Below are 25,405 nucleotides of genomic sequence, written 5' to 3'. Positions count from 1 at the left end.
TCAGATCACAGAGGAGCTTATTGGTAAGATTTATTCAATCGAGAATTTTACCGGAACAGTAACACTACTTGGGAAACCGGCCGGCGGCGGTGACACTTTGGTACTTTGTGCCGCTTTGACTGCTGCGTTATCAAGAGTGCTGTTACCGGAGCTGTTTAACACTTTCACATTGGTTAAATCACCGGAAGGCGATATGGTAAAGCCGATGGTAACCACACCTGTTTTACGCATCATTTTTTCTCGAGCGGGATAAGCATTATTGGCTCGGCGTTGTAATGCACGTTGTAATGCCGCTTTATAAGCACCGATTTCACTGCCAGAGCTGCCGCTACCACTGCCGCCCGCTGCACCATTTGAGAAGCCGTTCGCTGAGATACCGTTAGGATTGCCGTTTGGTTTACCATTCGGGATGCCAGCTCGTGCTTGAGTACCTTGCACTGTATTCGGTATGGCTTTTGCAACAATACCTTGTTTCGCTTCAGGGCCTTTTTCTAATGCCTTTATCGGCTTATCTTTAGCTTTCTCTTTTTTAGGTTTTTCTTTTTCCTTAGGCTTCGGTTGCTCTTTTAGCTTTTCCTTCGGCTTTTCCTTTGGCTTTTCTTTCGGTTTAGGCTGAGGCTTCGGTTCAGGAATCGGCTCTGCTTCAGGAATTGGCTCTGCTTCAGGTTCCGGCTCCGGTTCTGCTTGCTGTTTTTCCGGTTCCGCTTGTGTAGGTTGTTCTTCTGCCACCGCAACTTGAGGCTGTTCTAATAAAGCGGCAAATAATTCCATCGACATTACATTATCTTCAGGCTGACCGTCCGAATGAGAACTTTTTACTATCGAAATGAAACCGGCAAAAATAAAGGTATGAATAACAATAGAACTGACTAACCCTATACGAGAATGTTTTTTCTTCATACTCGTATCCTATTTTTGGGCTGTATCTTTCTTCGTTACGATAGCGACGTTTTTAATTTCATTCGCAGAGAGTACATCGGCGAGTTCAACAAATTTTTCAAATGCTACCGCACCATCTACTTTTAAGGTTACTTTTTGGGTTTTGTCCCAAGTGGCAATCTCACTAGTAAGTGCTTCTTTAGTAATTGGTTGATCGTTGAAATAGAACTCGTTGTTTTCTGTGATCGTAAGAAGTTTAGCTAATTCATCCGCTTTCATCGCTTGAGTCGTGGTAGCTTTCGGCACATTCACTTGGATTTTACCTTGTGAAGTAAATGAAGCCGTAACAAGCACTATCGCTAATAGCACCAACATAATGTCGATGAACGGAATAATATTAATTTCGTCAAATTTTTTCATAAGAAACCTGATTGAGTTGCAAAAAATAAGTGAAATTTGACCGCCTATTGATTGGCTTTACGGGCTTGCCATTTAAGTTTGCTTTCATCTACTTTACAGTTAAAACCGCTGTAGAACATCATTGCCGGAATTGCAACTAAGATACCTGCCGCAGTTGCTTTTAGTGCAAGTGATAAATGTACCATAATTGATGCAGCGTCAATTTCGCCGCCGGAATGACCTAAATGGTAGAAGGTAAGTAAGATACCTAATACGGTTCCTAATAAACCGATATAAGGCGCATTAGCACCAATAGTTGAGATAGTGGTGAGGTTACGAGTTGTATCGATCTCTAAATCTTGGATGGTTTCATATTTTGTGACATCAAGCTGTTTATAAAATAGAACACGTTCAATAATTTTCCATACTAACACAACACTCATTAATAATAATAAACCTAAGATAATGTAATCTACATGATCTTGTAAAAGTTCAAGCATTTGTTCCATAAAATCCTCGGATACGATATAAAAATATAGAAGACAGGTGATACTGTATAATGAAAATGGTTCGTGAATTATACTAAAGTGAGGCAGAAAACTCAACTGGTAATAATAGGTATTCTCGTTTATTTTTTATAAATAGATTATGCTATATTTACTCGTTATTTTTTTAAATATAAATAAGGTGTAAGGCAAAATATGAGCGAAACATTTACTGAAATTAGTCCGCAGCAAGCATGGGAGTTAATCGAAAACGAAGGCGCGATACTTGTGGATATTCGAGATGTACGCCGTTATGTTTATAGTCACCCGCAGGATGCGTTTCATTTGACTAATGAAAGCTATGGACGTTTTTTAGATGAAGTCGATTATGAAGAACCGGTAATTGTGATTTGTTATCATGGCGTAAGTAGCCGTAATACGGCGCAATTTTTAGTCGAACAGGGTTTTGATCGTGTATATAGTGTAAAAGGCGGCTTTGACGGCTGGGAAAGAAGCGGTTTACCGATTGAAACGGCTTACTAAAAATAAGGTATAATTTGCTGGTTTTTTTAGATTAGGGAAAGAGTATGAATTATTTTGTCAATGTCACCGAAAGTAATTTTAGTGAAGTGTGGAATGCTACGGCACAAGTACCGGTCGTGTTTAATTTTATCTCACCGAGAGAAGTGGCTTCACTTGAAATGGATTCATTATTGCGCCGATTAGCGGATGAAAATCCGGCGCAATTTTTATTAGCTACAGTAAATTGTGATGAACAGCAAGCATTGGCAGCTCAATTTAGAATTCAAACGATTCCGACCATGTACCTTTTTGCCGGCGGGCAACCGGTTGATATGATTCAAGGGGCGATTTCCGAGCAAGAAATGCGAGTTCGTTTAGCCAATATTTTACCGAAAGAAGAAGAGCTTAAATTTAATCAAGCTTTGGAATTGTTGCAAGATCAGCGTTATGAAGAGGCGTTGCCGCTACTCAAATCAGCTTGGGAAATGACCGATAAGAAAAACAGTGATTTCGCATTGCTTTATGCAGAAACTTTTATTGTGATGAAGAAAGTGGAAGAAGCTCGAGAAATCTTAAAGCAGATTCCGATTCAAGATCGCGATAGTCGTTGGAACGGTTTACAGGCACAGATCGAGTTGTTAGAACAAGCGAATGAATCGCCTGAATTACAGCAATTACAAGCCGATTATGCAAATAACAAAACGCCGGAAATTGCGATTCGTTTAGCAAACCAGTTACATCAAGCACATAAAAATGAAGAGGCGTTAGTGCTACTGTTTGATTGGCTGAAAGCCGATTTAAATAGCACAAACGGAGAGGTAAAAAGTCAATTTTTAGCGATTCTTTCCGCTTTAGGTAACGATCCTATTGTGCCGAAATTCAGACGCCAGCTTTATTCATTACTCTATTAATTGTATTTGAAGCAAAAAATGAGGCGGAAGTATTATTCCGCCTCATTTTTTATTGAGGTGAATTTTTCAGAAAATTAGACCGCTTGTTGCTGCTTTAATGCAGCCGCTTCATTTGCTTCTTGTAATACTGAAGCTAAATCATCACCTCCGGCAGCAGCGACTGCTGCAGCGAATGCGCCTTCAACCAACGGCGCATAGCTAATTACCACTTTTTCCGCTTTTTCAGGCTCAAGTAAATCAATCGCGGTTTCCGCACTGCCGAGATCGACAAAAATTACCACGCCGTCTTCGCTAAAGACTTCTTCAATCGCATTCATAATTTTTAGCGTATCCGTGCCAATCGGATTATCCGGATCATCAATACCGGCAGCCACAGCAATTTGGCACGATCCTTGTGCTATTTGGCGTGTAATTTCTGCCACGCCTTCTCCAAGCTGTTTACTATGCGAAACAATCACTAAATTAACCATTACTACTCCTATTTAACCACTTCCGCTAAGGCTTTGATAAGATAATAACTTGACGTTGCACCGGGATCCGCATGACCGATACTGCGTTCGCCTAAATAGCTAGCACGTCCTTTTTTAGCCATCATCGGTACCGTTGCATTTGCAAAATTTTTGGCTTTTTCGACCGCTTGTTGAAGTAGAACGGCTTCCTGCTGAGATGGATCCGCTTGAGCTAATTCATCAAGCAACGGAAGCAAAACATCACACATGGTTTTATCGCCTAGCTCTGCACGTCCGCGAGCGACAATGCCTTCCACACCGGCTTTGAAGACGCTGACAAGTTCTTCAAAAGTAAGCTGTTCTTTACAGTTAGCAACTTGTGAACCTTTGATAAATAAAGTACCGTATAAAGGCCAGATCGCACCGCCGACTTGAGAGAGTAATGTCATACCGACCGTTTTTAAGATAGTACCGATATCTTTATCGCTTACGCTAGCGACTTTTTCTAATGCCTTACTAAAACCACGTTGCATATTTAAGCCGTGATCGCCGTCACCAATTTCGGTATCCAGCTGTGTGAGGAAATCTCGTTGTTCAGTCATCACTTGATTACAATTTTCAAGCCATTGCAGAATTTGTTGTTTTGAAATCGCCATTTTATTCTCCCCAACGTAATGCAGGTGTATTAACCGGTGCATCCCAAAGTGTTAAGGTTTGATCATCGACTTTCAGCAAAGTAATGGATAGGCCTTGCATATCGAGTGAGGTGCAGAATGAACCGACCAAATTACGTTCAATCGTTAAACCGAATTGTTCGCAACAATCCGCTAGTACGTTGTAAACACCATATAATTCTGAAAGCGGTACTGCACCTAAGTTATTCACTAACGCAATCACACGATCGCCTTTTTGTAATGTTTGTTTTTTATCTAACACTTCGTTCCATTGTTGAGTATCGTTATCCCAACGGCGTACAGTACGCTCGTAATCGCCGTGTGCGATGAGTGTTTCAAACATTTGGCGTACGGTTTTATCGAGGTTCTCAAACGGACGGCGTTCGATGCCTAGTTCGCCGTGAATCCCTACGCCAAATTCCATTTCGTTTTCGGCTAAAGTGAAAGACGGCTTACCTGCTGCCGGTACGGTACAAGCGCTAAGCGCAATGCCAATCGAATGTCCGGCATTATTCAACTTATAACCTAACTCGGCTAATTGCGATAAGTTGTAGCCTTTATCTGCCGCTGCGCCTAATAGTTTTTCTAATAACACGGTGTTGGCAACGCCGCGGCGACCGGCGGTATATAAGCTGTCTTTGACCGCTACGTCATCATCAATAAGTACGGTTGCAACTTTTACGCCGCTATCGGCAAGGAGTTCGGTTGCGGTTTCAAAATTTAAAACGTCACTGGTATAATTTTTAATAAGTAATAACACACCTTCGCCACTATCGACATTTAAACCGCATTCAAACATTTGATCTGGGGTCGGAGAGGTAAAAATAGCACCCGGACAAGCACCGTCTAACATTCCCTTACCAACAAAACCGGCGTGCATCGGTTCGTGTCCGCTCCCGCCACCGGAAATCAATGCCACTTTACCGGCAACCGGTGCGTCATCTCGGCGTACATAAGTCGGTTCGGTATTAAGAACAAGGGTAGGATGAGCTTTGGCAAAACCGGCTAATTGTTCTTGTAAGACAGCTTAGATTGAATTGATAAGTTTTTTCATAGACGGATATCCTTTTAAAAGAAGAATTTGTCCCAATTTAACCAAAATTCGAGGCGAATTTCTGTTAGTTACTTCACAAAATCGAAAAAAAAGATGAGTGAAAACAAAAATAGAGTTACAGCTAAATTTACGCTAAAATAACAACAATATTTATTGATAAGGATTAAATAATGACAGTTAAACACGCAAAACTTTTAATTTTAGGTTCTGGCCCAGCAGGCTATACCGCAGCCGTTTATGCCGCTCGTGCGAATTTAGATCCGGTATTGGTAACTGGTATGCAACAAGGCGGTCAATTAACTACTACTGATGAAATTGAAAACTGGCCGGGTGAGTATGAGCATACCACCGGTACTGGCTTAATGGATAAAATGCTGAAACACGCAGAAAAATTTAATACGGAAATCGTTTTCGACCACATTAATAGCGTGGATTTATCTAAGCGTCCGTTTACTTTAAAAGGCGATATTAATACCTTTACCTGTGATGCGTTAATTATCGCAACAGGTGCATCGGCAAAATATTTAGGTTTACCTTCTGAAGAAGCCTTTAAAGGCAAAGGCGTGTCGGCTTGTGCAACTTGTGACGGTTTCTTCTATCGTAACAAACCGGTTGCAGTAGTTGGCGGCGGTAATACCGCAGTTGAAGAAGCGTTATATTTAGCCAATATTGCTAGCGAAGTACATTTAGTGCATCGCCGTGACAGCTTCCGTGCTGAGAAAATTTTATTAGGTCGCTTACAGAAGCGTGTGGAAGAAGGCAAAATCATTCTTCACACCGACAGAACGGTCGAAGAAGTGTTAGGCGATAATATGGGCGTAACCGGTGTGCGTTTAGCTTCTACCAAAGATGAGAGCAAAGAAGAAATTAAAGTGGATGGTTTCTTTGTCGCGATCGGTCATGCACCGAATACCGCAATTTTTGACGGTCAGCTTGAATTGGATAACGGCTACATTAAAGTGAAATCGGGCTTAGAAGGCAATGCGACCGCAACTAGCGTAGAAGGCGTATTTGCTGCCGGTGACGTTATGGATCATAACTATCGCCAAGCGATTACTTCTGCCGGTACGGGTTGTATGGCGGCGTTAGATGCAGAACGTTTCTTAGATGCGTTAGAAGCCTAAATATTTTACGGAACATTAGCTTCATTCAAACAAGCGGTTAAATTTCACAAGAATTTTGCCATGTTGATTCGAGTGGATGTTCCGTGTTTCTTATAAAGGAAATGTTATGAATTTTACAGTGATTATTCCGGCACGTTACGCTTCAAGCCGCCTACCTTGTAAACCGTTGTTAGATATTGCCGGCAAACCGATGATTCAGCACGTATGGGAAAAAGCGCAACAAGCCGGTGCAACACGTGTGATTATTGCGACTGATCATCCGGAGATTGAAGCAACAGCCAAAGCGTTTGGTGCGGAAGTATGTATGACTTCAGATCAACATAATTCTGGCACGGAGCGTTTAGCAGAAGCGATTGAAAAGATGCAGATTGCCGATGATGAAATTATCGTGAATGTGCAAGGTGATGAGCCGTTGATCCCGCCGGTGATCGTTTCACAAGTGGCAGAAAATTTAGATCACTGCCAAGTGAATATGGCGACATTAGCGGTAAAATTAACCACTAAAGAAGAGCTTTTCAATCCGAATGCCGTCAAAGCGCTGGCAGATAAAAACGGTATAGCACTCTATTTCTCACGTGCGCCGATCCCGTTTGCTCGTGATCATTTCGCAGACTGTGATGACGCTTTTGTTGCAAGCCAAAATTACTTACGCCATATCGGGATCTATGCATACCGTGCCGGCTTTGTAAAACAATATGTGGCTTGGCAACCGACGCAATTAGAAGAATTGGAATCATTAGAACAATTACGTGCGTTATGGTACGGAGAAAAAATTCATATCGAACTTGCCAAACAAGCACCTCAAGTGGGAGTGGATACGCAAGAAGATTTGGAACGTGTTCGCCGAATTCTGGTTTAGAATCGGTAGAAACAAGCGGTCAAAATTGCAAAAAATTTTGCAAATCAGACCGCTTAATTATCTAGGCTGAGTAGCCACTCAGTAAATAAAAACGTGCTTAGGCACATTTCTCGGAGTAAACCTATGTTAGGAAATATTTTAGGCTCAATCGCATCATCTGTATTAAGTGACGGTAACGGCAATCAATCAACAGCACTTCAATTAATTCAAGCATTACTACAATCTCAAGGTGGTGTTGAAGGTATTATCGCTAAATTACAACAAGGCGGTTTAGACGATTTATTAAAAACGTGGATCAGTGCGGATGAAGAAAATGCACCGGTATCAGGCGAGCAAATCGCAAATGTATTCGGTCAAGAAAATCTGCAAGCAGCGGCACAAGAAGCTGGTGTAGAAGAAAAAGATGCGGGGGATTTATTAGCGGAATTTTTACCGAAAATCGTTGATACATTAACACCGGACGGTCAATTACCAGATTTACAAAACTTGAATACCAACGATCTACTAGCACAAGCGGCGAAAGGTGTATTAGGTAAGCTATTTAGTTAATATTAAAAAACAGGGAGAATTTAGTTCTCCCTGTTTTTGTTTTGGCTTAATTAGCCCTTTATAAAATTATTGTTATCTTTCCTCTCGGCAAATCTTCAACGTTTCTTTGATGAGTTCCAATGCAATTGTACCTTCCGGTGGTAGTTCTGGGAGCGGTTGATCGCAATCGAACCATTTTGCATCGAAGATTTCTTCCTCTTGTAGCGTGATTTCACCACTTTCATAATCGGCGAGAAAGCCTAACATTAGTGAGTTTGGGAATGCCCACGGTTGGCTACCGAAATAGCGGATGTTTTTGATTTTTAAGCCGCTTTCTTCCCATACTTCACGTTGAACGGTGGTTTCGATCGCTTCACCGGCTTCAGCAAAACCGGCCAATGTGGTGTAAATCGTACCTTTATGACGCAGGTGGTTGGCGAGTAAAATTTGTCGTCCACGGCGTACCGCTACAATAATAGACGGGCTGATGGTCGGGTAGCTACGATGTTGGCAATTTGGGCAATGTACGGCAATTTCGTTGTTAGCAAGTTCGGTGTGAGCGCCGCATTTGCCGCAGAATTTATGCGTATTGAGGAAATGATTAAGTGAAACCACTCGGTGTAACAGATGAGCGAATTCCGCCGGACGAGCAATCTGTGTGCGTAGGTTCACCATGGTAAAATTTTGCAGATTTTCGACCGCTTGTTCATCCAGTTGCACCAGAAAAACCGGTGAATTTTGATATGTTCCAACCTGTAATTTAGCAAAGCCGGCTAAACCTAATTGTTCGGCGGTGCCGAAAGGAATCTCATCATCTTTTAAAGCAATCTCAAATTGATGTACTAATACCCAATAACTTTTCATATTTGCTCCCGAAATCATTAAATTTTTAAGTCAATTTGTTGAAATAATTGGCGTTTTCCCGTCTCATTTAAAATACGATATTCACCGCTATCTAAATCGCCTAGCTGAAATTGTCCTAAACCGACACGGATTAATCGTAGGGTCGGAAAGCCGATATGAGCGGTCATTCGGCGTACTTGACGGTTTTTTCCCTCGTGAATTTTTAGCTCGATCCAACTGGTTGGAATGGTTTTTCGTTCTCGAATTTTCGGGGCGGTTTGCCATTCATAATTCGGGGCGGAAATTGCTTTCGCTTTTGCCGGTTTAGTTAAGCCGTCTTTCAGTTCAACACCTTTCTCTAACTTGGCTAAATCGGCAGCTTGCGGAATACCTTCCACCTGTGCGAGATAAGTTTTCTGTTTTTCAAATTTGGGATTTGCCAACCGATGCTGAATTTCACCGTTATTAGTCAGTAACAATAAGCCTTCGCTGTCACGATCTAAACGGCCGACTGGATAAACCTGTGGAATCGGAATAAAATCTTTCAGCGTTTGTCGCCCTTGTTCATCAGTGAATTGGGTTAACACGTCAAACGGCTTGTTAAACAACACAACCACAGTATCTTCAAACGAAAGTTGTGGTTTAAGCGGTTGTTTTTTGGTTCTATTTTGCAAGTTCGGTTTGTTTGTTGCAGAACGAGGTTTATTTTTTTGATTAAATTTAGCTTTAAACATCATTTATTTCTTTAAGTTAGCCCAAGCGACCGAGAGTAAAATAATCGCACCACCTATCAACATTTTGATAGTTGGTACTTCGTTAAAACATAGCCACGCAATTGCAATGGCATATACCGGCTCAAGCGAGATAATCATTGAAGCAGTACGAGCGTTAATCGTATCGAGGCTGGAGACAAATAGCGTATATGCCAGTGTAGTACAGAAAAAGCCGATACAGAAAATCCAAAACCAATCGAGGGCAGGAGCATTGAGCAAACTTGTCGTCGAAAAAGGTAAAAGGATCAACATCGCTACTAAATATTGCCACCAGCTTGTTTGTGTGCCGGATAATTTGCTCATGTTTTTCCGGTTTACAATTGCTAATATGCCATAGACTAAAGCGGATAAAACGCCCCACAAAAGCCCTAATGTCGCTTGATTGCCAAAAGTAAATTCCGGTGTGACCAAAATTAAGCCGATAGTAATCGCAACCAATAAAAAGCCTTCACGATAACTGAGTTTTTCTCTAAAAAAGAGCATTTCAAATAATGCGACAAAAGCAGGAAAGCTGGAGAAGCCTAAGGTTGCTAAGGCGACACCACCTACTTGCACCGCAGTAAAAAAGGTCACCCAGTGGGCGGTGAGTAATACACCGGAAAGTATTTGGCTAAATAATTCTTGGTGAGTGAGTTTTACAAGCGGTTGTTTTTTCCATATAAAATACAAAGAGATACAAACAAGCGCAATCATCACTCGCCCAAGCACAAGTGTATCCGGGCTGCTTTCAATTAATGCACCGAAAATACCGGATGCACCAAAAAGGATTGCGGTAAAATGCACTTTCAATAGTGCAAGCGTATGTTTATCCACTATTTAATCCATTTATCTTGATCTTGTTTGCGTTCAAATTCGGCATCGAAGGTATTGTTATCTTGCTGTGAAAATTGACCGCTTGAAAAATGGTTGAAACGCACTTTCGCTTTAAAGAATTTCATTAAATAACGTTCGGCAATCTGACGAGTCATCGGCAACATTAATAAGATCGCAATAATATCGCTTAAGAAGCCGGGAATAATTAAAAAAACGCCGGCTAAAATAAACAGGAGTGAGCCGATAACCGCTTGTGTCGGGATTTTGCCTTGGCTTAATTCACTACGAATTGAATAAATGGTATATAACCCACGTAATTTCACAAACCATAAGCCTAATACCGAAATACCGATCAGTAACAAAATCAGCGGTAGTACCCCGATTTGGGAGCCGATTGAGACCAGTAGTGAGATCTCGAAGTAGATATACAGAAAAATGCCGAATAAGATAAAAAGAAATGGCATAACAGTTCCTTATTTGAATGCTTTAATGATCAGAAAGTTGAAGTTCAATTTCCGCTTTTTGGGTTAAATTCTCCGCTCCTTGTGAACGCATTACAATATTGTCTTCGGTGCGGATACCGCCGAATTGTTTAAATTCAGCTATCTTTTGCCAATTAATATGACGTGCAAGCGGACTATTTTGCAACGGATTCAGCAACATATCAATGAAATAGAACCCCGGTTCGATCGTCAGCACCATATTTTCCGCCAAATCACGAGTACAGCGCAGACTTGGATAAACCTCCGGCGGTGATTTGCGAGTACCACGATGATTTTGTTGGAAACCGGCGACATCGTGTACTTGTAATCCAAGCAAATGTCCTAAACCGTGTGGCAAAAAGGCTCTGGAAATCCCTTCTTCAAAAATTTGTTCCGGTGTAAGGCGAACAAAATCATATTGGTGCAGCATTTCAGCAATCCATTGCTGCATTTGCGTATGATAACTCAGATAGTTTACACCCACAGCAAGCCGCTCAATAATGCGATATTTGTATTGTTCCATTTGCTTAATCATTGCTGCAAATTCGCTCTTAGGATCAGCCGCATAAGTGCGAGTAATATCGGAGGCATAACCGTGTACGGTTGCACCGGCATCAATCAGAAAACTTTGTTTTTGCGGATTAGGAACACAATCAAGCTGGGTATAGTGTAAAATAGCCGAATGTTGATTGATGGCAATAATATTGCCATAAGGCACATTTAAATCGGATTGCTGACTGGCTTTTAGATAAGCGAGGTTAATTTCAAACTCACTTTTCCCCTCAAAAAAGGCTTGTTTTGCCGCCTGATGACCTTTTAATGCCGCAAATTGTGCTTGGTAGATTGCTTCGATTTCAAATTCACTTTTAATCGAACGTTCGAAATGGAGCTGATTCAGTACTTTTTGCGGATTGATTTGGTTAAAACCAAGCGATTTTGCCAAGTTTTCATCTGCACCGATAAAGGCGCAAGCGGTCGGATTTTGGATAAATTTTGCAATTTCTTGGGCATCTTGCAAAATCATCCACTGAAATTCATCGGCAAAAAAAGCATCTGTCGGGGCAGTCGGTGGCGTATGCCAATAATCGTTCGGCGCATAGAAATAGACGGTCGGTTTATTTTTGCCGTCTAAAAATAACCAGCAATTTTCTGCTGTCGGAAAAGGGAAGAAGTAGTTAAAATGTGGGGTTATTTTAAAGGGGGCGGTTTGATCATCTAAAAAATGATAGCGAGCCGTGCCGGAGTGAATCCATAAACCGCTGAGAAAGTTAGTTTCTAAAATCATTTGAACGACTTGTTGTAGTCGTTTGATGTGTTGTGTAAATAATAGTTTCATAAGATAAAAACATAAGAGAAAAATATGAAGGATATAAAAATTGATCAAACATTAGATACGCTTGGGCTACGTTGCCCGGAGCCGGTAATGCTCACTCGCAAAACCATTCGAAATATGGCAGAAGGCGAGATTTTATTAATTGTGGCGGACGATCCTACTACCACGCGAGATATTCCAAGTTTCTGTGAATTTATGGATCATCAATTGTTAAATAGCGAAATAGAAAATACCCCGTATCGTTATTGGGTCAAAAAAGGGCTTTAAGCGCAATAAAATAATCCTCCACACGAGCGTATGGGGGATTTTTTAACTATTAATGACGTCAGATTTCTTCTTCGTCAAACTCAGAATCTTCATCTTGGTCATAGAAAAATTCACCGTCTTCACCGTATTCATCATCTTCCGCATTCGGATCTTCAAAATAAGTACCCCAACCTTCATATTCCGCACCGACTTTTTCAATCAGTGGCAGTAATTCTTTTTGTTGGGCAGTAATGATGTCAGCATTTAAGTTGACTTCGCTCACAATATCGCACACAAAGATCACTTTTCCGTTTTCTTCTTCAACTTCTTCCGCTTCTGAAATTTCATAGCCGAGTTTATAAGCATCCACCACTAATTTCTCCAGTTTATCAAAATCACGGTGTGCCACGTGGTGTTCAATAATATAAAGCGCATCAGGATCCGAACCGTCTTTTAATAGGTTTTCGATGATCTCATCCGTTTCTTGGCGTAATTCATTAAAATCGTACATTTTATGCTCCTTGATTGAGGAATTGTTCGGCAAACCAGCTATCTAATTTGTCGGAAAGTTTATCAATACCAATTTTATTTAGAGCAGAATAGGCTTCGACTTGAATATCGCCTTGGAATGGTAAAATCGCTTCTCGCACCATTTTTACCGTTTTACTTCTTGCGCTTTGGCTGAGTTTATCCGCTTTAGTTAATAGCAATAACACCGGTAATTGTGTGGATACCGCCCATTCGATCATCTGTTGGTCGAGATCTTTTAACGGGTGGCGAATATCCATTAGGATAACCACGCCACGCAAGCATTCACGTTTTTGTAGGTATTCACCTAACGCTTTTTGCCATTGGAGCTTCATTTGCTCCGGCACCGCCGCATAACCGTATCCCGGTAAATCGACGAGTTTACAATTCGGCTCGACTTCAAATAAGTTAATTAACTGAGTACGCCCCGGTGTTTTTGAAGTTCTTGCTAAGTTTTTTTGGTTGGTTAATGCATTGAGAGCAGTAGATTTACCAGCGTTTGAACGACCGGCAAAGGCAATTTCTACACCATTGTCTTCCGGTAAATGACGGATATCCGGTGCAGAAGTTAAAAAATGAGTTTTGTGATAGTTTAGTTTGAGCATTATTAGTGTTTCTTTTAATTTAAGAAGAAATATTAATTAATATTTAAGTTTAAGTATCTTTAAAAGTTTTTCCTACTTTCTTTGCGTTGCCAAAGAAAGTATATATTAGGCAGTTTGGGCTGGGTTCCCTTCTGAACCGCCTGAGTGTGTTGCAATTTGTAGGAACATTTTTCTTGAGCGAAGCGAATCTAAAATGTTCCGTTAAGCAAATTTCAACTAAGCGAAGATAAGCGGTGAAGTAGGGTTGCTTTTCTTTTGCAACGCAAAGAAAAGTAACATTGATCTAGCGTGCTAGGAATTTTACACTTAACCCCTTTTCCCCATACTGGTTCGCTTGCGGATTACCTTTAAATACACCCCATTCCAGCAACAACATCGTACCGATAAACATCGGCATCATCATCCCGAGTAGCCATTGCATTGTGCCTTGGGCTGAAAGGGATACACCATAGCACACAACCGGCACAAATGCCATGATAACCGCTTTGCCTGAGCGGTTTCGGTCGTGTAGGCGTTTAATAATGACTGCAGATAAGCTATATATCGATAATGCAAGCGGAAGCAAACTGATCAGATTGAAAGCGGTCGAATTTAACCAAAAGTTTGCAACAATAAATAAGAAAATAAAGTTAATCGTAAAGCCGATCCAAAAGCCCTGACGATTGAGTCTTCCTTGAAGTGAAAACAGTACTTTGTACCAAATCATACAAATTCCTTTGGGTAACGATCAAAATAAAAGCGTAGCTTAGCCTAAAGCGACATCTAATACCATCATAATTACAAATCCCGGCATTAAACCTAAGGTGGCAATATCGGTGTTACCGCCGCTTTGTGACTCGGGAATCAGCTCTTCCACCACTACGAAGATCATTGCACCGGCAGCGAATGCAAGCGCATAAGGCAGAATTGCGGTCATAGAAAGTACAAATGCGGCGCCGATGACCGCAGCAATCGGCTCAACCACCGCAGACATCGCTCCCCACAAGAAAGCTTTTTTACGGCTTTGTCCTTCGCCTCTTAGCGGTAGAGAAAGGGACGAACCTTCCGGAATGTTTTGTAAACCAATCCCGACGGCTAAGCCGAGAGCAGCGGTGAGCATGGCTTGGTGATCGGCTACATCTGAGGCTAAAGCACTAAATGTTACTCCGAGGGCAAGTCCTTCTGGAATATTGTGAATAGTGATAGCTAAAAACAATAGCATACTTTTGGATAAATGCTTTTTGAACTTCGGCATTCCTTCCGCATCGGCAAGCGGTTTACTTAGATGTAAGTGTGGAACAATATGGTCAATCATACGTAAAAAGAAACCGCCAGCGAGGAAACCAATGGCTGCCGGCAGCCATGCTAGCGAACCATAGCTCGGCTCGGCATATTCAAGTGCAGGGGCGAGGAGCGACCAGAAAGAAGCGGCAATCATCACACCGGCGGTAAAGCCCATCATCACATCCAGCAATTTTCGATTTACCGTTTTAAAGAAATAGACAAAAGCCGCACCAAAAATGGTACATCCCCAAGTAAATAAACCGGCAATAAACGCTTGTAAAATCGGGTTTAGCGATAAGAACAAATCTAATATTCACATTCCTAATAAACTGATCTCAAACAGAGATCAAAAAGCGGTCAAATTTACTCGAATTTTTGCAAATTATTTTGCAATTTTCTAGCGAAATTTGACCGCTTTTATAAGTTTTAATTAATAGATTTTATAGTTTGGTTTTATCACGCACCGCACCTTTGTCGGCAGAGGTTGCGAAGTGACCGAACATTTTTAATGCCATTGAAACTTCACGTTGACGATTTACCGGTTTCCAGCCTTTCGCATCTTGTTCCGCACGGCGTACTGCTAATTCTTCATCTGAAACTAAAAGTTGGATTGAACGGTTTGGAATATCGATCGCAATTTTATCTCCGTCACGTACTAAACCGATGGTACCGCCGGAAGCCGCTTCCGGTGAGCAGTGACCGATAGATAAACCGGATGTACCGCCGGAGAAACGACCGTCCGTTAATAGTGCACATTCTTTACCTAAGCCGATTGATTTTAAGTAAGTGGTCGGATACAACATTTCTTGCATACCCGGACCACCTTTCGGGCCTTCGTAACGAATGATCACCACATGACCGGCACGTACTTTACCGCCTAAAATGCCTTCCACCGCTTCTTCTTGACTTTCAAACACAATCGCATCACCGGTGAATTTTAAGATGGATTCATCTACACCGGCGGTTTTTACGATACAGCCGTCCAGTGCGATATTACCGGTCAGCATTGCTAAGCCGCCGTCTTGGCTATAGGCAAATTCTTTTGAACGGATACAACCGTTTTGACGGTCATCATCTACCGTATCCCAACGGCAATCTTGTGAGAATGCTTTAGTGGTACGAATCCCCGCCGGACCGGCACGGAAGAATTTATGCACCGCTTCGTCTTTTGTGAGGGTAATGTCATATTTAGCAATCTGTTCACCGATCGTCATACCTAATACGGTACATGTATCTGAATGTAATAAATCGGCACGCTCAAGCTCGCCTAAAATTGCCATAATACCGCCGGCTCGGTGTACGTCTTCCATATGGTATTTATTGGTATTCGGCGCAACTTTGGATAAACATGGCACTTTACGTGATAAGCGGTCGATATCCGCCATAGTGAAATCCACTTCTGCTTCTTGTGCTGCAGCTAGTAAGTGTAAAACCGTATTGGTTGAACCGCCCATCGCGATATCTAAGCTCATTGCATTTTCAAATGCCGCTTTGGTTGCGATTGAACGCGGTAATACGCTCGCATCGTCTTGTTCGTAATAACGTTTGCAAAGCTCAACGATTTGACGACCGGCAGTTAAGAATAATTCTTTACGGTCGGCGTGGGTAGCTAACATTGAACCGTTACCCGGTAAAGATAAACCTAATGCTTCGGTTAAGCAGTTCATTGAGTTGGCGGTGAACATACCTGAGCATGAACCGCAAGTCGGGCAAGCGGATTTTTCAATCGCATCTACGTCATCGTCACACACGGTTTTGTCGGCACTTTTCATCATGGCATCAACTAAGTCTAATTTGATTAGTTGATCGGATAATTTGGTTTTACCCGCTTCCATCGGACCGCCTGACACAAATACCGCTGGAATATTTAAACGCATTGCTGCCATTAACATTCCTGGGGTGATTTTGTCACAGTTTGAAATACACACCATCGCATCGGCACAGTGCGCATTGACCATATATTCCACCGAGTCAGCGACTAAATCACGGCTTGGTAATGAGTAAAGCATACCGCCGTGCCCCATTGCGATACCGTCATCTACCGCAATGGTATTAAATTCTTTTGCAACACCGCCGGCTGCTTCAATTTGTTCGGCAACCAGTTTACCCATATCACGTAAGTGGACGTGACCCGGTACAAATTGGGTAAATGAGTTTACCACGGCAATAATTGGTTTGCCGAAGTCGTTTTCTTTCATTCCTGTTGCACGCCATAATGCACGTGCGCCTGCCATATTGCGACCTTGCGTTGAGGTTGCAGAACGTAAAATAGGCATAATCTCTCCAATGTTATTTCAGTTGTGTTTGTAATGGATAAATAGACGCTAATATATTAGCACACCGCTTAAAATCCTAAAACAAGCGGTCAATTTTTGGGTTATTTTTGCATATTATTAAAAATAAAGGCAATTCGGAGTGAATTGCCTTTATTGTTACGCGGGAAGATTATTTTTGCTCGTCCCAACGTTTGATTGATTCACGAATTACTTCTTTCGCTTCTTCTACATCACCCCAGTGTTGAACAACAGTTGAACCTGGTTTTTTCAGTGCTTTGTAGTTGTTGAAGTGGAATTCGATTTGTTTGATTAATTGTGCCGGTAAATCTGCTAATGAATTATATGCATTACCTGAGTCACGGTCGTCTGCCGGTACACACACGATTTTGTCATCTACTTCACCGTCATCAACGAATTTCATTACGCCGATAACTTTCGCTTCAAGGAATACTCCAGTCGCTAACGGTTGACGAGTAATTAATAACACATCTAATTCATCGCCGTCTTCATCTAATGTTTGTGGAATGAAACCGTAGTTAGTCGGTTTTGCGAAGATAGCCGGTTCAACACGATCTAATTGGAATGCACCTAATTTACGGTTCCATTCAATTTTGTGGCAGCTGCCTTCTGGAATTTCGTTTACAACGTTGATGATACCTGCATCAACATCACCCGGAGTTAAGATTTGGTTAAAATCTGCCATTTTATTTCCTTATTGATCAATAAATGGTTGGTTAAATGGGCGAAACAGTATTGCTTCGCCAAACAGTAGCTTATTTTATACAGTATTTCGCTTTGACGCTATCTCTGATTGGTTAGCTCACCGCTAAGACATCAAATAATTTTTCAAGTTGTGCGGTAAGTAACGAAATATCACGCTGGCTTTGAAGTGTGAGCTGAATTGCAATTTCTTCGCCGGAATTGACCGCTTGCAGATTCAGAACTTCAAAACCTCGGTGGCGAATCACTCGTAAAATGCGCTCAAGTGTTTCGGGACGCTTATTCGCTTTAATAGTTAAATCATAACGTTGCATCATTATTCTCCTCAACCCTTAAACTTCATCATCTAGCATATCTGCGTTACACGCACCCGGCGGCACAAGCGGCCATACGTTATCTTCTTCCGGAATACAAACGTGTAATAAGTAAGCTCCTTCCGCATTTAGTAAGCGGTCGATTGCATCTGATACTTCAGCGGCTTTTTCAATTCGTTCGCCTTTAATACCGAATGCCGAAGCGAGAACCACGAAATCAGGGTTATCGTCTAAAATCGTGTTACTGTGACGACCGTGGAAGAAAAGCGATTGCCATTGGCGCACCATACCTAAACGTTGGTTATCTAGTAATAAGATTTTGACTGGCAAATTACCACGTTTGATAGAACCGAATTCCTGAATATTCATCATAATCGAGCCGTCACCGGTAACTAAAATCACCGGATCATGCGGACGAGCTTTTACCGCACCGACTGCCGCCGGTAAGCCGAAGCCCATCGTACCGAAGCCTGCCGAGGTAATGAAATTTTCCGGCGCAAAATGCTGTAAATGTTGCGCAGACCACATTTGGTGTTGACCTACATCCGTGGTGATAATCGCATTTTTCGGTTTACGCTGTGAAAGCGTGTTTAGCAATGCCTTAGCATCAATATCGCCTTCACCTGCATTATCGACATATTGGAAATCTAAGTCTGCTTTTAAGCGTTTAACATCTTCACGCCAAGGATCGATATTTAACGGTTGCGCTAAAGCATTTACCGCTTCAATCAAATCGCCTTGTAATGCAACCTGTACTTTGCGTAATTTGTTAATTTCAGCGCTATCAATATCAATATGAATCACTTTGGCGTGTGGCGCGAAGGTATCAAGTTTACCGGTTACTCGGTCATCAAAACGTGCACCGCAAGCAATCAGCAGATCACATTCTTGTACCGCATAGTTTGCCGCTTTGGTGCCGTGCATACCAATCATTCCCATATAAAGCGGCGCATCCGCTTCGATAGTGCCTAAACCTTTTAAGGTGGAAACAGACGGCATATTGGTAATTTTCAAGAAATTTCTGACCGCTTGTACACCACCTGCCATACCAACACCACCGCCGACATATAATACAGGGCGTTTAGTTTGGGCGATAAGTGCTTTAGCTTGCGCAAGGTTTTCCGCATTTTGAGCGGTTGGCGCTTCTTTGGTGTATACAACCGGTTTACCCGATGTAGGAGCTAATTGCACATCACGAGGAATATCGACTAACACGGGGCCTGGGCGACCGCTTTGTGCGATTTGGAATGCACGTGCGATAATTTCAGGTAATTCTTCTACATTTTGAACGATGAAACTATGTTTGGTACAAGCGAGTGACAGACCTAATACATCCGCTTCTTGGAAAGCATCCGTACCAATTAAATGTGAAGCAACTTGACCGGTAATCGCCACCACCGGAATTGAATCTAATGCCGCATCACCCAAGCCGGTAATTAGGTTGGTTGCTCCGGGACCGGATGTCGCGATACAAACACTCACTTTACCCGTTGCACGCGCATATCCAATGGCAGCCATTGCCGCACCTTGTTCATTGCGAACTAATAAATGATCTAAACCTGAGTCGTAAAGCGCATCGTAAGTAGGCATAATCGCACCGCCCGGATAACCGAATAGCGTGGTCACGCCCTGTGCTTTTAGACTTTCAATGACTAAATTTGCACCGTTCATTCTTGTTGTGCCCTAGTTATAATTATTTAATTAAATTTATAAAATTAAAGGCGTTATTGATAACATAAATTTAAGAATTTTTAAACCCGTAATCAGCAAAAATGTGGGAAATTCAACAAGAGAAAGGGAGTATGGAAAGAAAACGGTCAATTTTGGCGTAAAATTTGCAAAAAAATACGCAAAATTGACCGCTTGTTGGGGTTAAGATGCTAACACTAGATTTGGACACGCTTCATTATTATGAATATGTTGAATATTACTTAGCGTGACTTCTGAAATATTGGTTAACGCTTCAGCCGTCAAAAATGCTTGGTGTCCGGTAAATAGTACGTTATGGCAAGAAGACAAACGGCGGAAAACATCATCTAAAATGACATCGTTCGATTTATCTTCGAAGAATAAATCACGTTCATTTTCATAGACATCCATACCTAATGCACCGATACGTTGTTGCTTTAAGGCCTCAATTGCCGCAGAAGAATCAATTAACCCGCCACGGCTGGTATTTATAATCATCACACCGTCTCGCATTTTGTCAAAAGCCTGCTTATTTAATAAATGATAATTTTCCGGTGTCGCCGGGCAGTGCAAACTGATAATGTGAGATTTCGCATATAGCTCATCAAGTTCAACATATTTGGCGCCGATCGCTTCGGCAGCAGGATTTTTAAATGGATCGAATGCTAAGATCTCCATACCGAAACTTTTGAGGATCCGCATCGTGGCGAGACCGATTTTGCCGGTACCAATAATACCGACCGTCTTACCATACATATTAAAGCCAATTAAGCCTTCTAAAGAGAAATTCGCATCTCGTGTGCGTTGATAAGCACGGTGAATACTGCGGTTTAAACTTAGCATTAATGCAACTGCGTGCTCGGCAACCGCTTCCGGCGAATAAGCCGGTACTCGCACGACTTGTAATCCCAGTTTTTGAGCTGCTTTTAAGTCAACATTGTTAAAACCGGCGCAGCGTAGCGCCACAATTTTTACACCGACTTTAGCGAGTGATTCCAAGACATTAGCGCTCGCATCATCATTTACGAAAATACACACCGCTTGGTAACCTTCCGCCATTTTGGCGGTGCGTTCACTTAACATAAAGTCAAAGAATTCAAGCTGAAAGCCATATGGTTGATTGGCTAATTCAAGATATTTACGATCGTAATTTTTAGTGCTGTAAACGGCGATTTTCATGATTACTCCTGCAAGATAAATAAATCCTACTTTTTTAGTTGGTTATTGTTTATTTTAAGAACAATTCTAAAAAAGTCAATTTAACCCCAGTCTGATTTATATTTCTTTTATTACAGCAAATCATAAAAAGGAATGGTTAGGTAAGCGAAAAACACATACCTCTTAAGGAGTATTTGTGATTTTTTTGTTGATTTATTTCAATAAAAGTTAAGATTCACCTAGTAAATATTATCTATTTTATTCTATGCTCACGCGTGAAACGCAATGTTTATCTTATTGTTTTTAATAAGAAAAGTTCTCATTTCTATCAGTATTTTGTGGGGGACACAACGTGAAACGTTTAACTAAAAAATTAGCAATGGCAACCATTGCAATGTTGGGATGTTTATCATCGTCAGTATGGGCGGAGGAAGCAAAATCGCCGTCTTTAACCGATAAAGCTTTAAAACATGAAAAACTAGGAGTGGTAGTAGAATCAGCAAACCATAAATTTGCTGAAAAATATCCGCTTCAATATAACTCATGGAAAGCCACTTCTGAATCAACCGACCGTGGTAGTGCATTAGAAGTAGATCCTCGTTATGTTGTGTTATGGGCTGGTTATTTATTTTCCGCAGAGTATAACAAACCTCGTGGTCACTATTATGCTGTAACAGACGTACGTGAAATTTTACGCACTGGTGCGCCGAAAGATGAAAATGATGGTCCTCAGCCAATGGCTTGTTGGACATGTAAAGGTCCAGATGTGCCTCGCTTAATCGAAGAAAAAGGTGAACGTGGTTATTTTGATCCTAAATGGGCAAAATACGGTGCTGAAATCGTAAACTCAATCGGTTGTGCAGACTGTCATGACACAAAATCTAAAGAGTTTGAAGAAGGCAAACCAGCATTACGTGTTGCTCGTCCACATGTATTACGTGCGTTAGAAACGGTAGGTTGGAAATTCGAAGATTTAGATAAACATGGTAAACGTGTTGCGGTATGTGCGAACTGTCACGTTGAGTATTACTTCAAAGGTAAAACAGACGTAACTTTCCCATGGGATAAAGGCGTAGATGTCGCTAGTATTGAGAAATACTATGATGAAATTGAATTCGCTGACTGGACGCATGCTTTATCTAAAGCACCTATGTTAAAAGCACAACATCCGGATTTTGAAGTTTGGTCTCAAGGTGTACATGGTAAAAATGGTGTAACTTGTATCGACTGTCATATGCCGAAAGTGAAAGATAAAGACGGTAAAGTTTATACGGATCACAAAATCGGTAACCCGTTCGATCAATTCGACGTAACGTGTAAAACTTGTCACGAACAAAGTAAAGAAACACTTGAGAAACGTGTGAAAGAACATAAACATCAAGTGAAAGAAGCAATGATTCGTTTAGAAGATCAATTAGTGAAAGCACATTTTGAAGCGAAAGCAGCTTGGGATGCTGGTGCAACACAAGAAGAGATGAAAGATATCTTAACGGCAATTCGTCATGCTCAATGGCGTTGGGATTACTCAGCAGCTGGTCACGGTAGCCATATGCACGCTCCGGATGCAATGTTACATGTGATTGCAACAGGTATTGACCGCGCAGCAGATGCACGTGCGAAACTCGGTGTAGTATTAGCGAAACATGGCGTAACAACACCGGTTGCTATTCCAGATATTTCTACGAGAGAAAAAGCACAAAAAGCGATTGGCTTGAATATGCCAAAATTAGAAACAGACAAAGCAGAATTTTTACGTACAGTCGTTCCACAATGGGATGCGGAAGCTCGTAAAAAAGGCTTATTACCTGCAGTAGAAGAACCAAACGCAGTTGCAGCACCAAAAGCAGAAGCGAAATAATAGAAGCTTGAGGTGAAATTATGAAAAACATTATCTCAAAAGCAGGGCGAGCAATCGCCCTCCAAGCGGTCGCTTTTGCAAGTTTCTTTGCAATTTCAACCGCTTCCCAAGCGGATATGCCGCAACAGCCAAAACCACTTTGGACAGAGCAAGCAAGTGATGCACAAATAGCAGAAGATGCACGTCGTGATCCGAACAAATATTGTGTGCAATGCCATGAATCTGCAAACGCAACCGGTAAGCCGTTTCACCATGCGGGCAAACACTTCCAAAAAGATGTGAAAAGCCCAAATAGCGGTGAACAAATCACTTGTGTAAGCTGCCACGGTAATATTTCTGAAAACCACCGTAAAGGTGTAAAAGACGTAATGCGTTTTAATCCGCACGGTAAAGCAAGTAATCCTTCACTTGAGCGTTCGGTGAACGAACAAAACCAAGTGTGTGTAGCTTGTCATACAGCGGATAAATTACGTGAAAAATTCTGGGCGCATGATACTCATGCAACGAAAATCTCATGTACTAACTGTCATGAACTTCACCCAGAAAAAGAGCCGATGAAAGACATTCCTGAAAAACAACGTATTAAACTTTGTACAGATTGTCATTCGAAAATCCATGCAGGCGAATTTAAAACGCCTGAAATGGACTCACTCAAAGCAAAGGAAAATAAATAATGACTTGCACCCGTAGAGACTTCGTCTCAGGGGCAGGTGCGATCGCTGTCGTAGCAAGCACCGAGCTTGCTACCTCAGTAACTCTTGCTACTGAGAAAGAAGAGAAAAAAATTCGCTATGCGATGGTGCACGATGAAACCTCTTGTATCGGTTGTACCGCTTGTATGGACGCGTGCCGTACAACGAATAAAGTGCCGGAAGGTGTTTCTCGTTTAGAAATTATCCGTAGCGAGCCGTATGGTGAATTCCCTAACGTAGAGTATGAATTTTTCCGTCAATCTTGCCAACATTGTACAAACGCACCTTGTGTAGCCGTTTGTCCGACCGGCGCATCATTCGTTGATCCGGAAACCGGTATTGTTGACGTACATTCAGACTTATGTGTCGGTTGCCAATACTGTATTGCAGTTTGTCCATACCGTGTACGTTTTATTCATCCGGAGAAAAAATCAGCAGATAAATGTAACTTCTGTCGTGATACCAATCTTGCGGAAGGCAAACAACCTGCTTGTGTAGAAGCTTGTCCGACTAAAGCATTAACTTTCGGTGATATGAACGATCGCAATAGCGAAGTGTACAAAAAAGTACATGAGAACCCTGTGTATCGTACCAAAGTAGCTTTAGGTACAGAGCCGAACTTATACCACATTCCATTTGGCAAGGGGGAACATAGATAATGAACGACTATATTCCATTCCAAACCCCAAATTTAGTGTGGGACAGCACCATTGCTATTTACCTTTTCTTATTAGGTATTTCATCAGGTGCGGTGCAGTTAGCGATTGCTTACCGTAATAGCGGTAATAAAATCGAGAAAAATAGCGAAAACTGGGTAATCCGCAGTGCTGCTATTTTAGGGACTATTCCAACTCTAATCGGTTTAACTTTACTTATTTTCCACCTAACTAAACCATGGACATTCTGGAAGTTAATGTTTAACTATAACTTCACCTCTGTAATGTCGATGGGGGTAATGTTGTTCCAACTTTATATGGCCGTGCTGGTTGTATGGATCGCCATTATGTTCAAAGATTGGGTGGCAGTGTTAGTAAACCGTTACTTACCGGCATTTAAATTTATTTTAAATTGGATTGATGTTGTTGAAAGTAAAGGCTTAAAAGCGGTTGAGTTTATCCTCTTCATCTTTGCTGCCGTGCTAGGTGCTTATACCGGCTTCTTACTTTCAGCCTTAATCAGTTATCCGATGCTGAATAACCCAGCATTACCGGCGCTCTTTTTAGCGTCAGGTACATCTTCCGGGATTGCGGCGACGTTCCTCGTCATTTTACTTGCGGGTAAATTATCCGGCGAAAGCAAAGAAGTACACTTTATCCATAAATTCGAAGTACCGATTATGGTTACCGAATTAGGCTTATTAGTGGCATTCTTTGTTGGCTTACACTTTGGTGGTGCAGATAAACAGTTAGCATTACATAATGCATTATCCGGCTTCTGGGGCGCAATTTTCTGGATTGGCGTACTGTTTATCGGTATTTTAATTCCGTTAGTAGCAAATATCTTCGGGAGTCATAAATTAAAACATAACGTGAAGTTTATCGTCTTAATCTCTATACTGGATTTAATTGGCGTGCTTTGCTTACGTTACTTCATTCTATATGCAGGGCAGCTCACTATCGCTAGCTAGTTCTACTGCAATATGTCAACAAGCCCTAACTTTTTGATCTGACCCTAAAAAGTTAGACTGTTTAATTTAAGGACTGCGTTCTGTATTGTACAGGGCTCAGTCCTTTTAATTTCACTTGAATACGCTCATTGTTGTAATAATGAATGTACGCATGAATCACTTTCTCAAGCTGTTCGAAAGTTTCAAATCGCTTACCAAAGTAACATTCCGTTTTCAATCGCCCAAAAAAACTTTCCATTGCCCCATTATCCAAGCCATTCCCTTTTCTCGACATACTTTGTCTAATATGATGTTTTCTCAG

General features: G+C 41.6%; 30 protein-coding genes and 1 pseudogene. 10 read left to right on the top strand and 21 right to left on the bottom strand.

Features of this window, described 5'->3' with window-relative positions; translation table 11 throughout:
- Window positions 1-30: 30 nt before the first annotated feature.
- From HMPREF0027_RS08645 to exbB, 3 genes are read right to left on the bottom strand one after another with little or no spacing between them, the layout of a single operon-like run.
- Complete coding sequence (locus HMPREF0027_RS08645; RefSeq protein WP_005624279.1) at window positions 31-900, bottom strand: energy transducer TonB family protein; 870 nt, start codon at window positions 898-900, stop codon at window positions 31-33.
- A gap of 9 nt (window positions 901-909) precedes the next feature.
- The gene (gene exbD, locus HMPREF0027_RS08640) at window positions 910-1,299 is read right to left on the bottom strand and encodes a TonB system transport protein ExbD (protein ID WP_005624277.1); all 390 of its coding nucleotides are present in this window, start codon (window positions 1,297-1,299) and stop codon (window positions 910-912) included.
- A gap of 44 nt (window positions 1,300-1,343) precedes the next feature.
- Window positions 1,344-1,787: a TonB-system energizer ExbB gene (gene exbB / locus HMPREF0027_RS08635; protein ID WP_005624275.1), complete on the bottom strand. Its 444-nt coding sequence runs from the start codon at window positions 1,785-1,787 to the stop codon at window positions 1,344-1,346.
- A gap of 192 nt (window positions 1,788-1,979) precedes the next feature.
- On the opposite strand from exbB, the gene glpE reads away from it, so the two are divergent.
- Entirely contained in the window at window positions 1,980-2,306 is a 327-nt protein-coding gene (glpE, locus tag HMPREF0027_RS08630; RefSeq protein ID WP_005624273.1) for a thiosulfate sulfurtransferase GlpE, read from the top strand.
- A 44-nt stretch (window positions 2,307-2,350) separates the two neighbouring features.
- Complete coding sequence (locus HMPREF0027_RS08625; RefSeq protein WP_005624271.1) at window positions 2,351-3,196, top strand: co-chaperone YbbN; 846 nt, start codon at window positions 2,351-2,353, stop codon at window positions 3,194-3,196.
- Window positions 3,197-3,270: 74 nt separating this feature from the next.
- Here the strand turns inward: HMPREF0027_RS08625 and dhaM are convergent, their stop codons facing one another.
- The 3 genes and pseudogenes from dhaM to dhaK form a co-directional block, all read right to left on the bottom strand.
- The gene (dhaM, locus tag HMPREF0027_RS08620) at window positions 3,271-3,666 is read right to left on the bottom strand and encodes a dihydroxyacetone kinase phosphoryl donor subunit DhaM (RefSeq protein WP_005624269.1); all 396 of its coding nucleotides are present in this window, start codon (window positions 3,664-3,666) and stop codon (window positions 3,271-3,273) included.
- Between the two features lie 8 nt (window positions 3,667-3,674).
- Window positions 3,675-4,301 carry a dihydroxyacetone kinase subunit DhaL gene (gene dhaL / locus HMPREF0027_RS08615; protein WP_005624267.1) on the bottom strand — a complete coding sequence of 209 codons (627 nt, stop codon included), beginning with the start codon at window positions 4,299-4,301 and terminating at the stop codon, window positions 3,675-3,677.
- Between the two features lies 1 nt (window position 4,302).
- Window positions 4,303-5,373, bottom strand: a pseudogene (dhaK, locus tag HMPREF0027_RS08610) (dihydroxyacetone kinase subunit DhaK).
- A 170-nt stretch (window positions 5,374-5,543) separates the two neighbouring features.
- Here dhaK and trxB point away from each other — a divergent pair.
- The 3 genes from trxB (at window position 5,544) to HMPREF0027_RS08595 (ending at window position 7,905) form a co-directional block, all read left to right on the top strand.
- Window positions 5,544-6,497, top strand: coding sequence for a thioredoxin-disulfide reductase (gene trxB / locus HMPREF0027_RS08605; protein WP_005624262.1), 954 nt, complete (start codon window positions 5,544-5,546; stop codon window positions 6,495-6,497).
- 106 nt (window positions 6,498-6,603) lie between these two features.
- On the top strand, window positions 6,604-7,356 hold the full coding sequence (gene kdsB / locus HMPREF0027_RS08600; protein WP_044024485.1) for a 3-deoxy-manno-octulosonate cytidylyltransferase: 753 nt from the start codon (window positions 6,604-6,606) through the stop codon (window positions 7,354-7,356).
- A gap of 123 nt (window positions 7,357-7,479) precedes the next feature.
- A complete protein-coding gene (locus HMPREF0027_RS08595; RefSeq protein WP_005624258.1) occupies window positions 7,480-7,905 on the top strand; it encodes a YidB family protein in 426 nt (141 codons plus the stop codon).
- Window positions 7,906-7,977: 72 nt separating this feature from the next.
- On the opposite strand, the gene nudC is transcribed toward HMPREF0027_RS08595, so the two are convergent.
- The 5 genes from nudC to pepQ are packed head-to-tail and all read right to left on the bottom strand — an operon-like array spanning window position 7,978 to window position 12,131.
- Window positions 7,978-8,766 carry an NAD(+) diphosphatase gene (gene nudC / locus HMPREF0027_RS08590; protein ID WP_005624256.1) on the bottom strand — a complete coding sequence of 263 codons (789 nt, stop codon included), beginning with the start codon at window positions 8,764-8,766 and terminating at the stop codon, window positions 7,978-7,980.
- Complete coding sequence (locus HMPREF0027_RS08585; protein WP_005624253.1) at window positions 8,766-9,464, bottom strand: pseudouridine synthase; 699 nt, start codon at window positions 9,462-9,464, stop codon at window positions 8,766-8,768. The genes nudC and HMPREF0027_RS08585 overlap by 1 nt, the downstream gene beginning before the upstream one ends.
- A complete protein-coding gene (locus tag HMPREF0027_RS08580) occupies window positions 9,465-10,313 on the bottom strand; it encodes a DMT family transporter (protein ID WP_005624252.1) in 849 nt (282 codons plus the stop codon).
- A complete protein-coding gene (locus HMPREF0027_RS08575) occupies window positions 10,313-10,777 on the bottom strand; it encodes an FxsA family protein (RefSeq protein WP_005624249.1) in 465 nt (154 codons plus the stop codon). Before HMPREF0027_RS08575 ends, HMPREF0027_RS08580 begins: the two co-directional genes overlap by 1 nt.
- A gap of 22 nt (window positions 10,778-10,799) precedes the next feature.
- Window positions 10,800-12,131 (bottom strand): Xaa-Pro dipeptidase, encoded by a 1,332-nt coding sequence (gene pepQ, locus HMPREF0027_RS08570; protein WP_005624247.1) that lies wholly within the window; start codon window positions 12,129-12,131, stop codon window positions 10,800-10,802.
- Between the two features lie 24 nt (window positions 12,132-12,155).
- On the opposite strand from pepQ, the gene tusA reads away from it, so the two are divergent.
- Window positions 12,156-12,395: a sulfurtransferase TusA gene (gene tusA / locus HMPREF0027_RS08565; protein WP_005624245.1), complete on the top strand. Its 240-nt coding sequence runs from the start codon at window positions 12,156-12,158 to the stop codon at window positions 12,393-12,395.
- A 58-nt stretch (window positions 12,396-12,453) separates the two neighbouring features.
- Here tusA and rraB read toward each other — a convergent pair whose 3' ends face one another.
- The 9 genes from rraB to HMPREF0027_RS08520 all read right to left on the bottom strand — a co-directional run bounded on the left by rraB (window position 12,454) and on the right by HMPREF0027_RS08520 (window position 20,948).
- Complete coding sequence (rraB, locus tag HMPREF0027_RS08560) at window positions 12,454-12,885, bottom strand: ribonuclease E inhibitor RraB (RefSeq protein WP_005624242.1); 432 nt, start codon at window positions 12,883-12,885, stop codon at window positions 12,454-12,456.
- Window position 12,886: 1 nt separating this feature from the next.
- Window positions 12,887-13,507: a ribosome biogenesis GTP-binding protein YihA/YsxC gene (gene yihA / locus HMPREF0027_RS08555; RefSeq protein WP_005624241.1), complete on the bottom strand. Its 621-nt coding sequence runs from the start codon at window positions 13,505-13,507 to the stop codon at window positions 12,887-12,889.
- Between the two features lie 283 nt (window positions 13,508-13,790).
- Window positions 13,791-14,213: a DUF805 domain-containing protein gene (locus tag HMPREF0027_RS08550; RefSeq protein ID WP_005624239.1), complete on the bottom strand. Its 423-nt coding sequence runs from the start codon at window positions 14,211-14,213 to the stop codon at window positions 13,791-13,793.
- A gap of 39 nt (window positions 14,214-14,252) precedes the next feature.
- Window positions 14,253-15,083 (bottom strand): ZIP family metal transporter, encoded by an 831-nt coding sequence (locus HMPREF0027_RS08545; RefSeq protein ID WP_044024484.1) that lies wholly within the window; start codon window positions 15,081-15,083, stop codon window positions 14,253-14,255.
- Between the two features lie 127 nt (window positions 15,084-15,210).
- On the bottom strand, window positions 15,211-17,046 hold the full coding sequence (gene ilvD / locus HMPREF0027_RS08540) for a dihydroxy-acid dehydratase (protein ID WP_005624236.1): 1,836 nt from the start codon (window positions 17,044-17,046) through the stop codon (window positions 15,211-15,213).
- Between the two features lie 169 nt (window positions 17,047-17,215).
- Window positions 17,216-17,749 carry an inorganic diphosphatase gene (locus HMPREF0027_RS08535; protein ID WP_005624233.1) on the bottom strand — a complete coding sequence of 178 codons (534 nt, stop codon included), beginning with the start codon at window positions 17,747-17,749 and terminating at the stop codon, window positions 17,216-17,218.
- A gap of 112 nt (window positions 17,750-17,861) precedes the next feature.
- The gene (gene ilvM / locus HMPREF0027_RS08530; protein WP_044024483.1) at window positions 17,862-18,080 is read right to left on the bottom strand and encodes an acetolactate synthase 2 small subunit; all 219 of its coding nucleotides are present in this window, start codon (window positions 18,078-18,080) and stop codon (window positions 17,862-17,864) included.
- Window positions 18,081-18,098: 18 nt separating this feature from the next.
- Window positions 18,099-19,751, bottom strand: a complete 1,653-nt coding sequence (ilvG, locus tag HMPREF0027_RS08525; protein WP_005624229.1) for an acetolactate synthase 2 catalytic subunit — start codon at window positions 19,749-19,751, stop codon at window positions 18,099-18,101.
- Window positions 19,752-19,952: 201 nt separating this feature from the next.
- On the bottom strand, window positions 19,953-20,948 hold the full coding sequence (locus HMPREF0027_RS08520) for a 2-hydroxyacid dehydrogenase (protein WP_005624227.1): 996 nt from the start codon (window positions 20,946-20,948) through the stop codon (window positions 19,953-19,955).
- Between the two features lie 331 nt (window positions 20,949-21,279).
- Here HMPREF0027_RS08520 and nrfA point away from each other — a divergent pair, with 331 nt between their 5' ends.
- The 4 genes from nrfA to nrfD are packed head-to-tail and all read left to right on the top strand — an operon-like array spanning window position 21,280 to window position 25,104.
- Complete coding sequence (nrfA, locus tag HMPREF0027_RS08515; protein ID WP_005624225.1) at window positions 21,280-22,785, top strand: ammonia-forming nitrite reductase cytochrome c552 subunit; 1,506 nt, start codon at window positions 21,280-21,282, stop codon at window positions 22,783-22,785.
- A 20-nt stretch (window positions 22,786-22,805) separates the two neighbouring features.
- On the top strand, window positions 22,806-23,459 hold the full coding sequence (gene nrfB / locus HMPREF0027_RS08510) for a cytochrome c nitrite reductase pentaheme subunit (protein WP_005624224.1): 654 nt from the start codon (window positions 22,806-22,808) through the stop codon (window positions 23,457-23,459).
- The gene (gene nrfC, locus HMPREF0027_RS08505; protein WP_005624221.1) at window positions 23,459-24,136 is read left to right on the top strand and encodes a cytochrome c nitrite reductase Fe-S protein; all 678 of its coding nucleotides are present in this window, start codon (window positions 23,459-23,461) and stop codon (window positions 24,134-24,136) included. The genes nrfB and nrfC overlap by 1 nt, the downstream gene beginning before the upstream one ends.
- A complete protein-coding gene (gene nrfD, locus HMPREF0027_RS08500; RefSeq protein WP_005624220.1) occupies window positions 24,136-25,104 on the top strand; it encodes a cytochrome c nitrite reductase subunit NrfD in 969 nt (322 codons plus the stop codon). Before nrfC ends, nrfD begins: the two co-directional genes overlap by 1 nt.
- Before the next feature lie 61 nt (window positions 25,105-25,165).
- Here the strand turns inward: nrfD and HMPREF0027_RS08495 are convergent.
- Window positions 25,166-25,405: IS3 family transposase (locus HMPREF0027_RS08495; protein WP_005624219.1), on the bottom strand; the 240-nt coding region annotated here is incomplete at its 5' end.

Source organism: Actinobacillus ureae ATCC 25976 (assembly GCF_000188255.1).
GTDB classification, from domain to species: domain Bacteria; phylum Pseudomonadota; class Gammaproteobacteria; order Enterobacterales; family Pasteurellaceae; genus Actinobacillus; species Actinobacillus ureae.
This window is presented reverse-complemented; position numbering and strand designations above follow the sequence as displayed.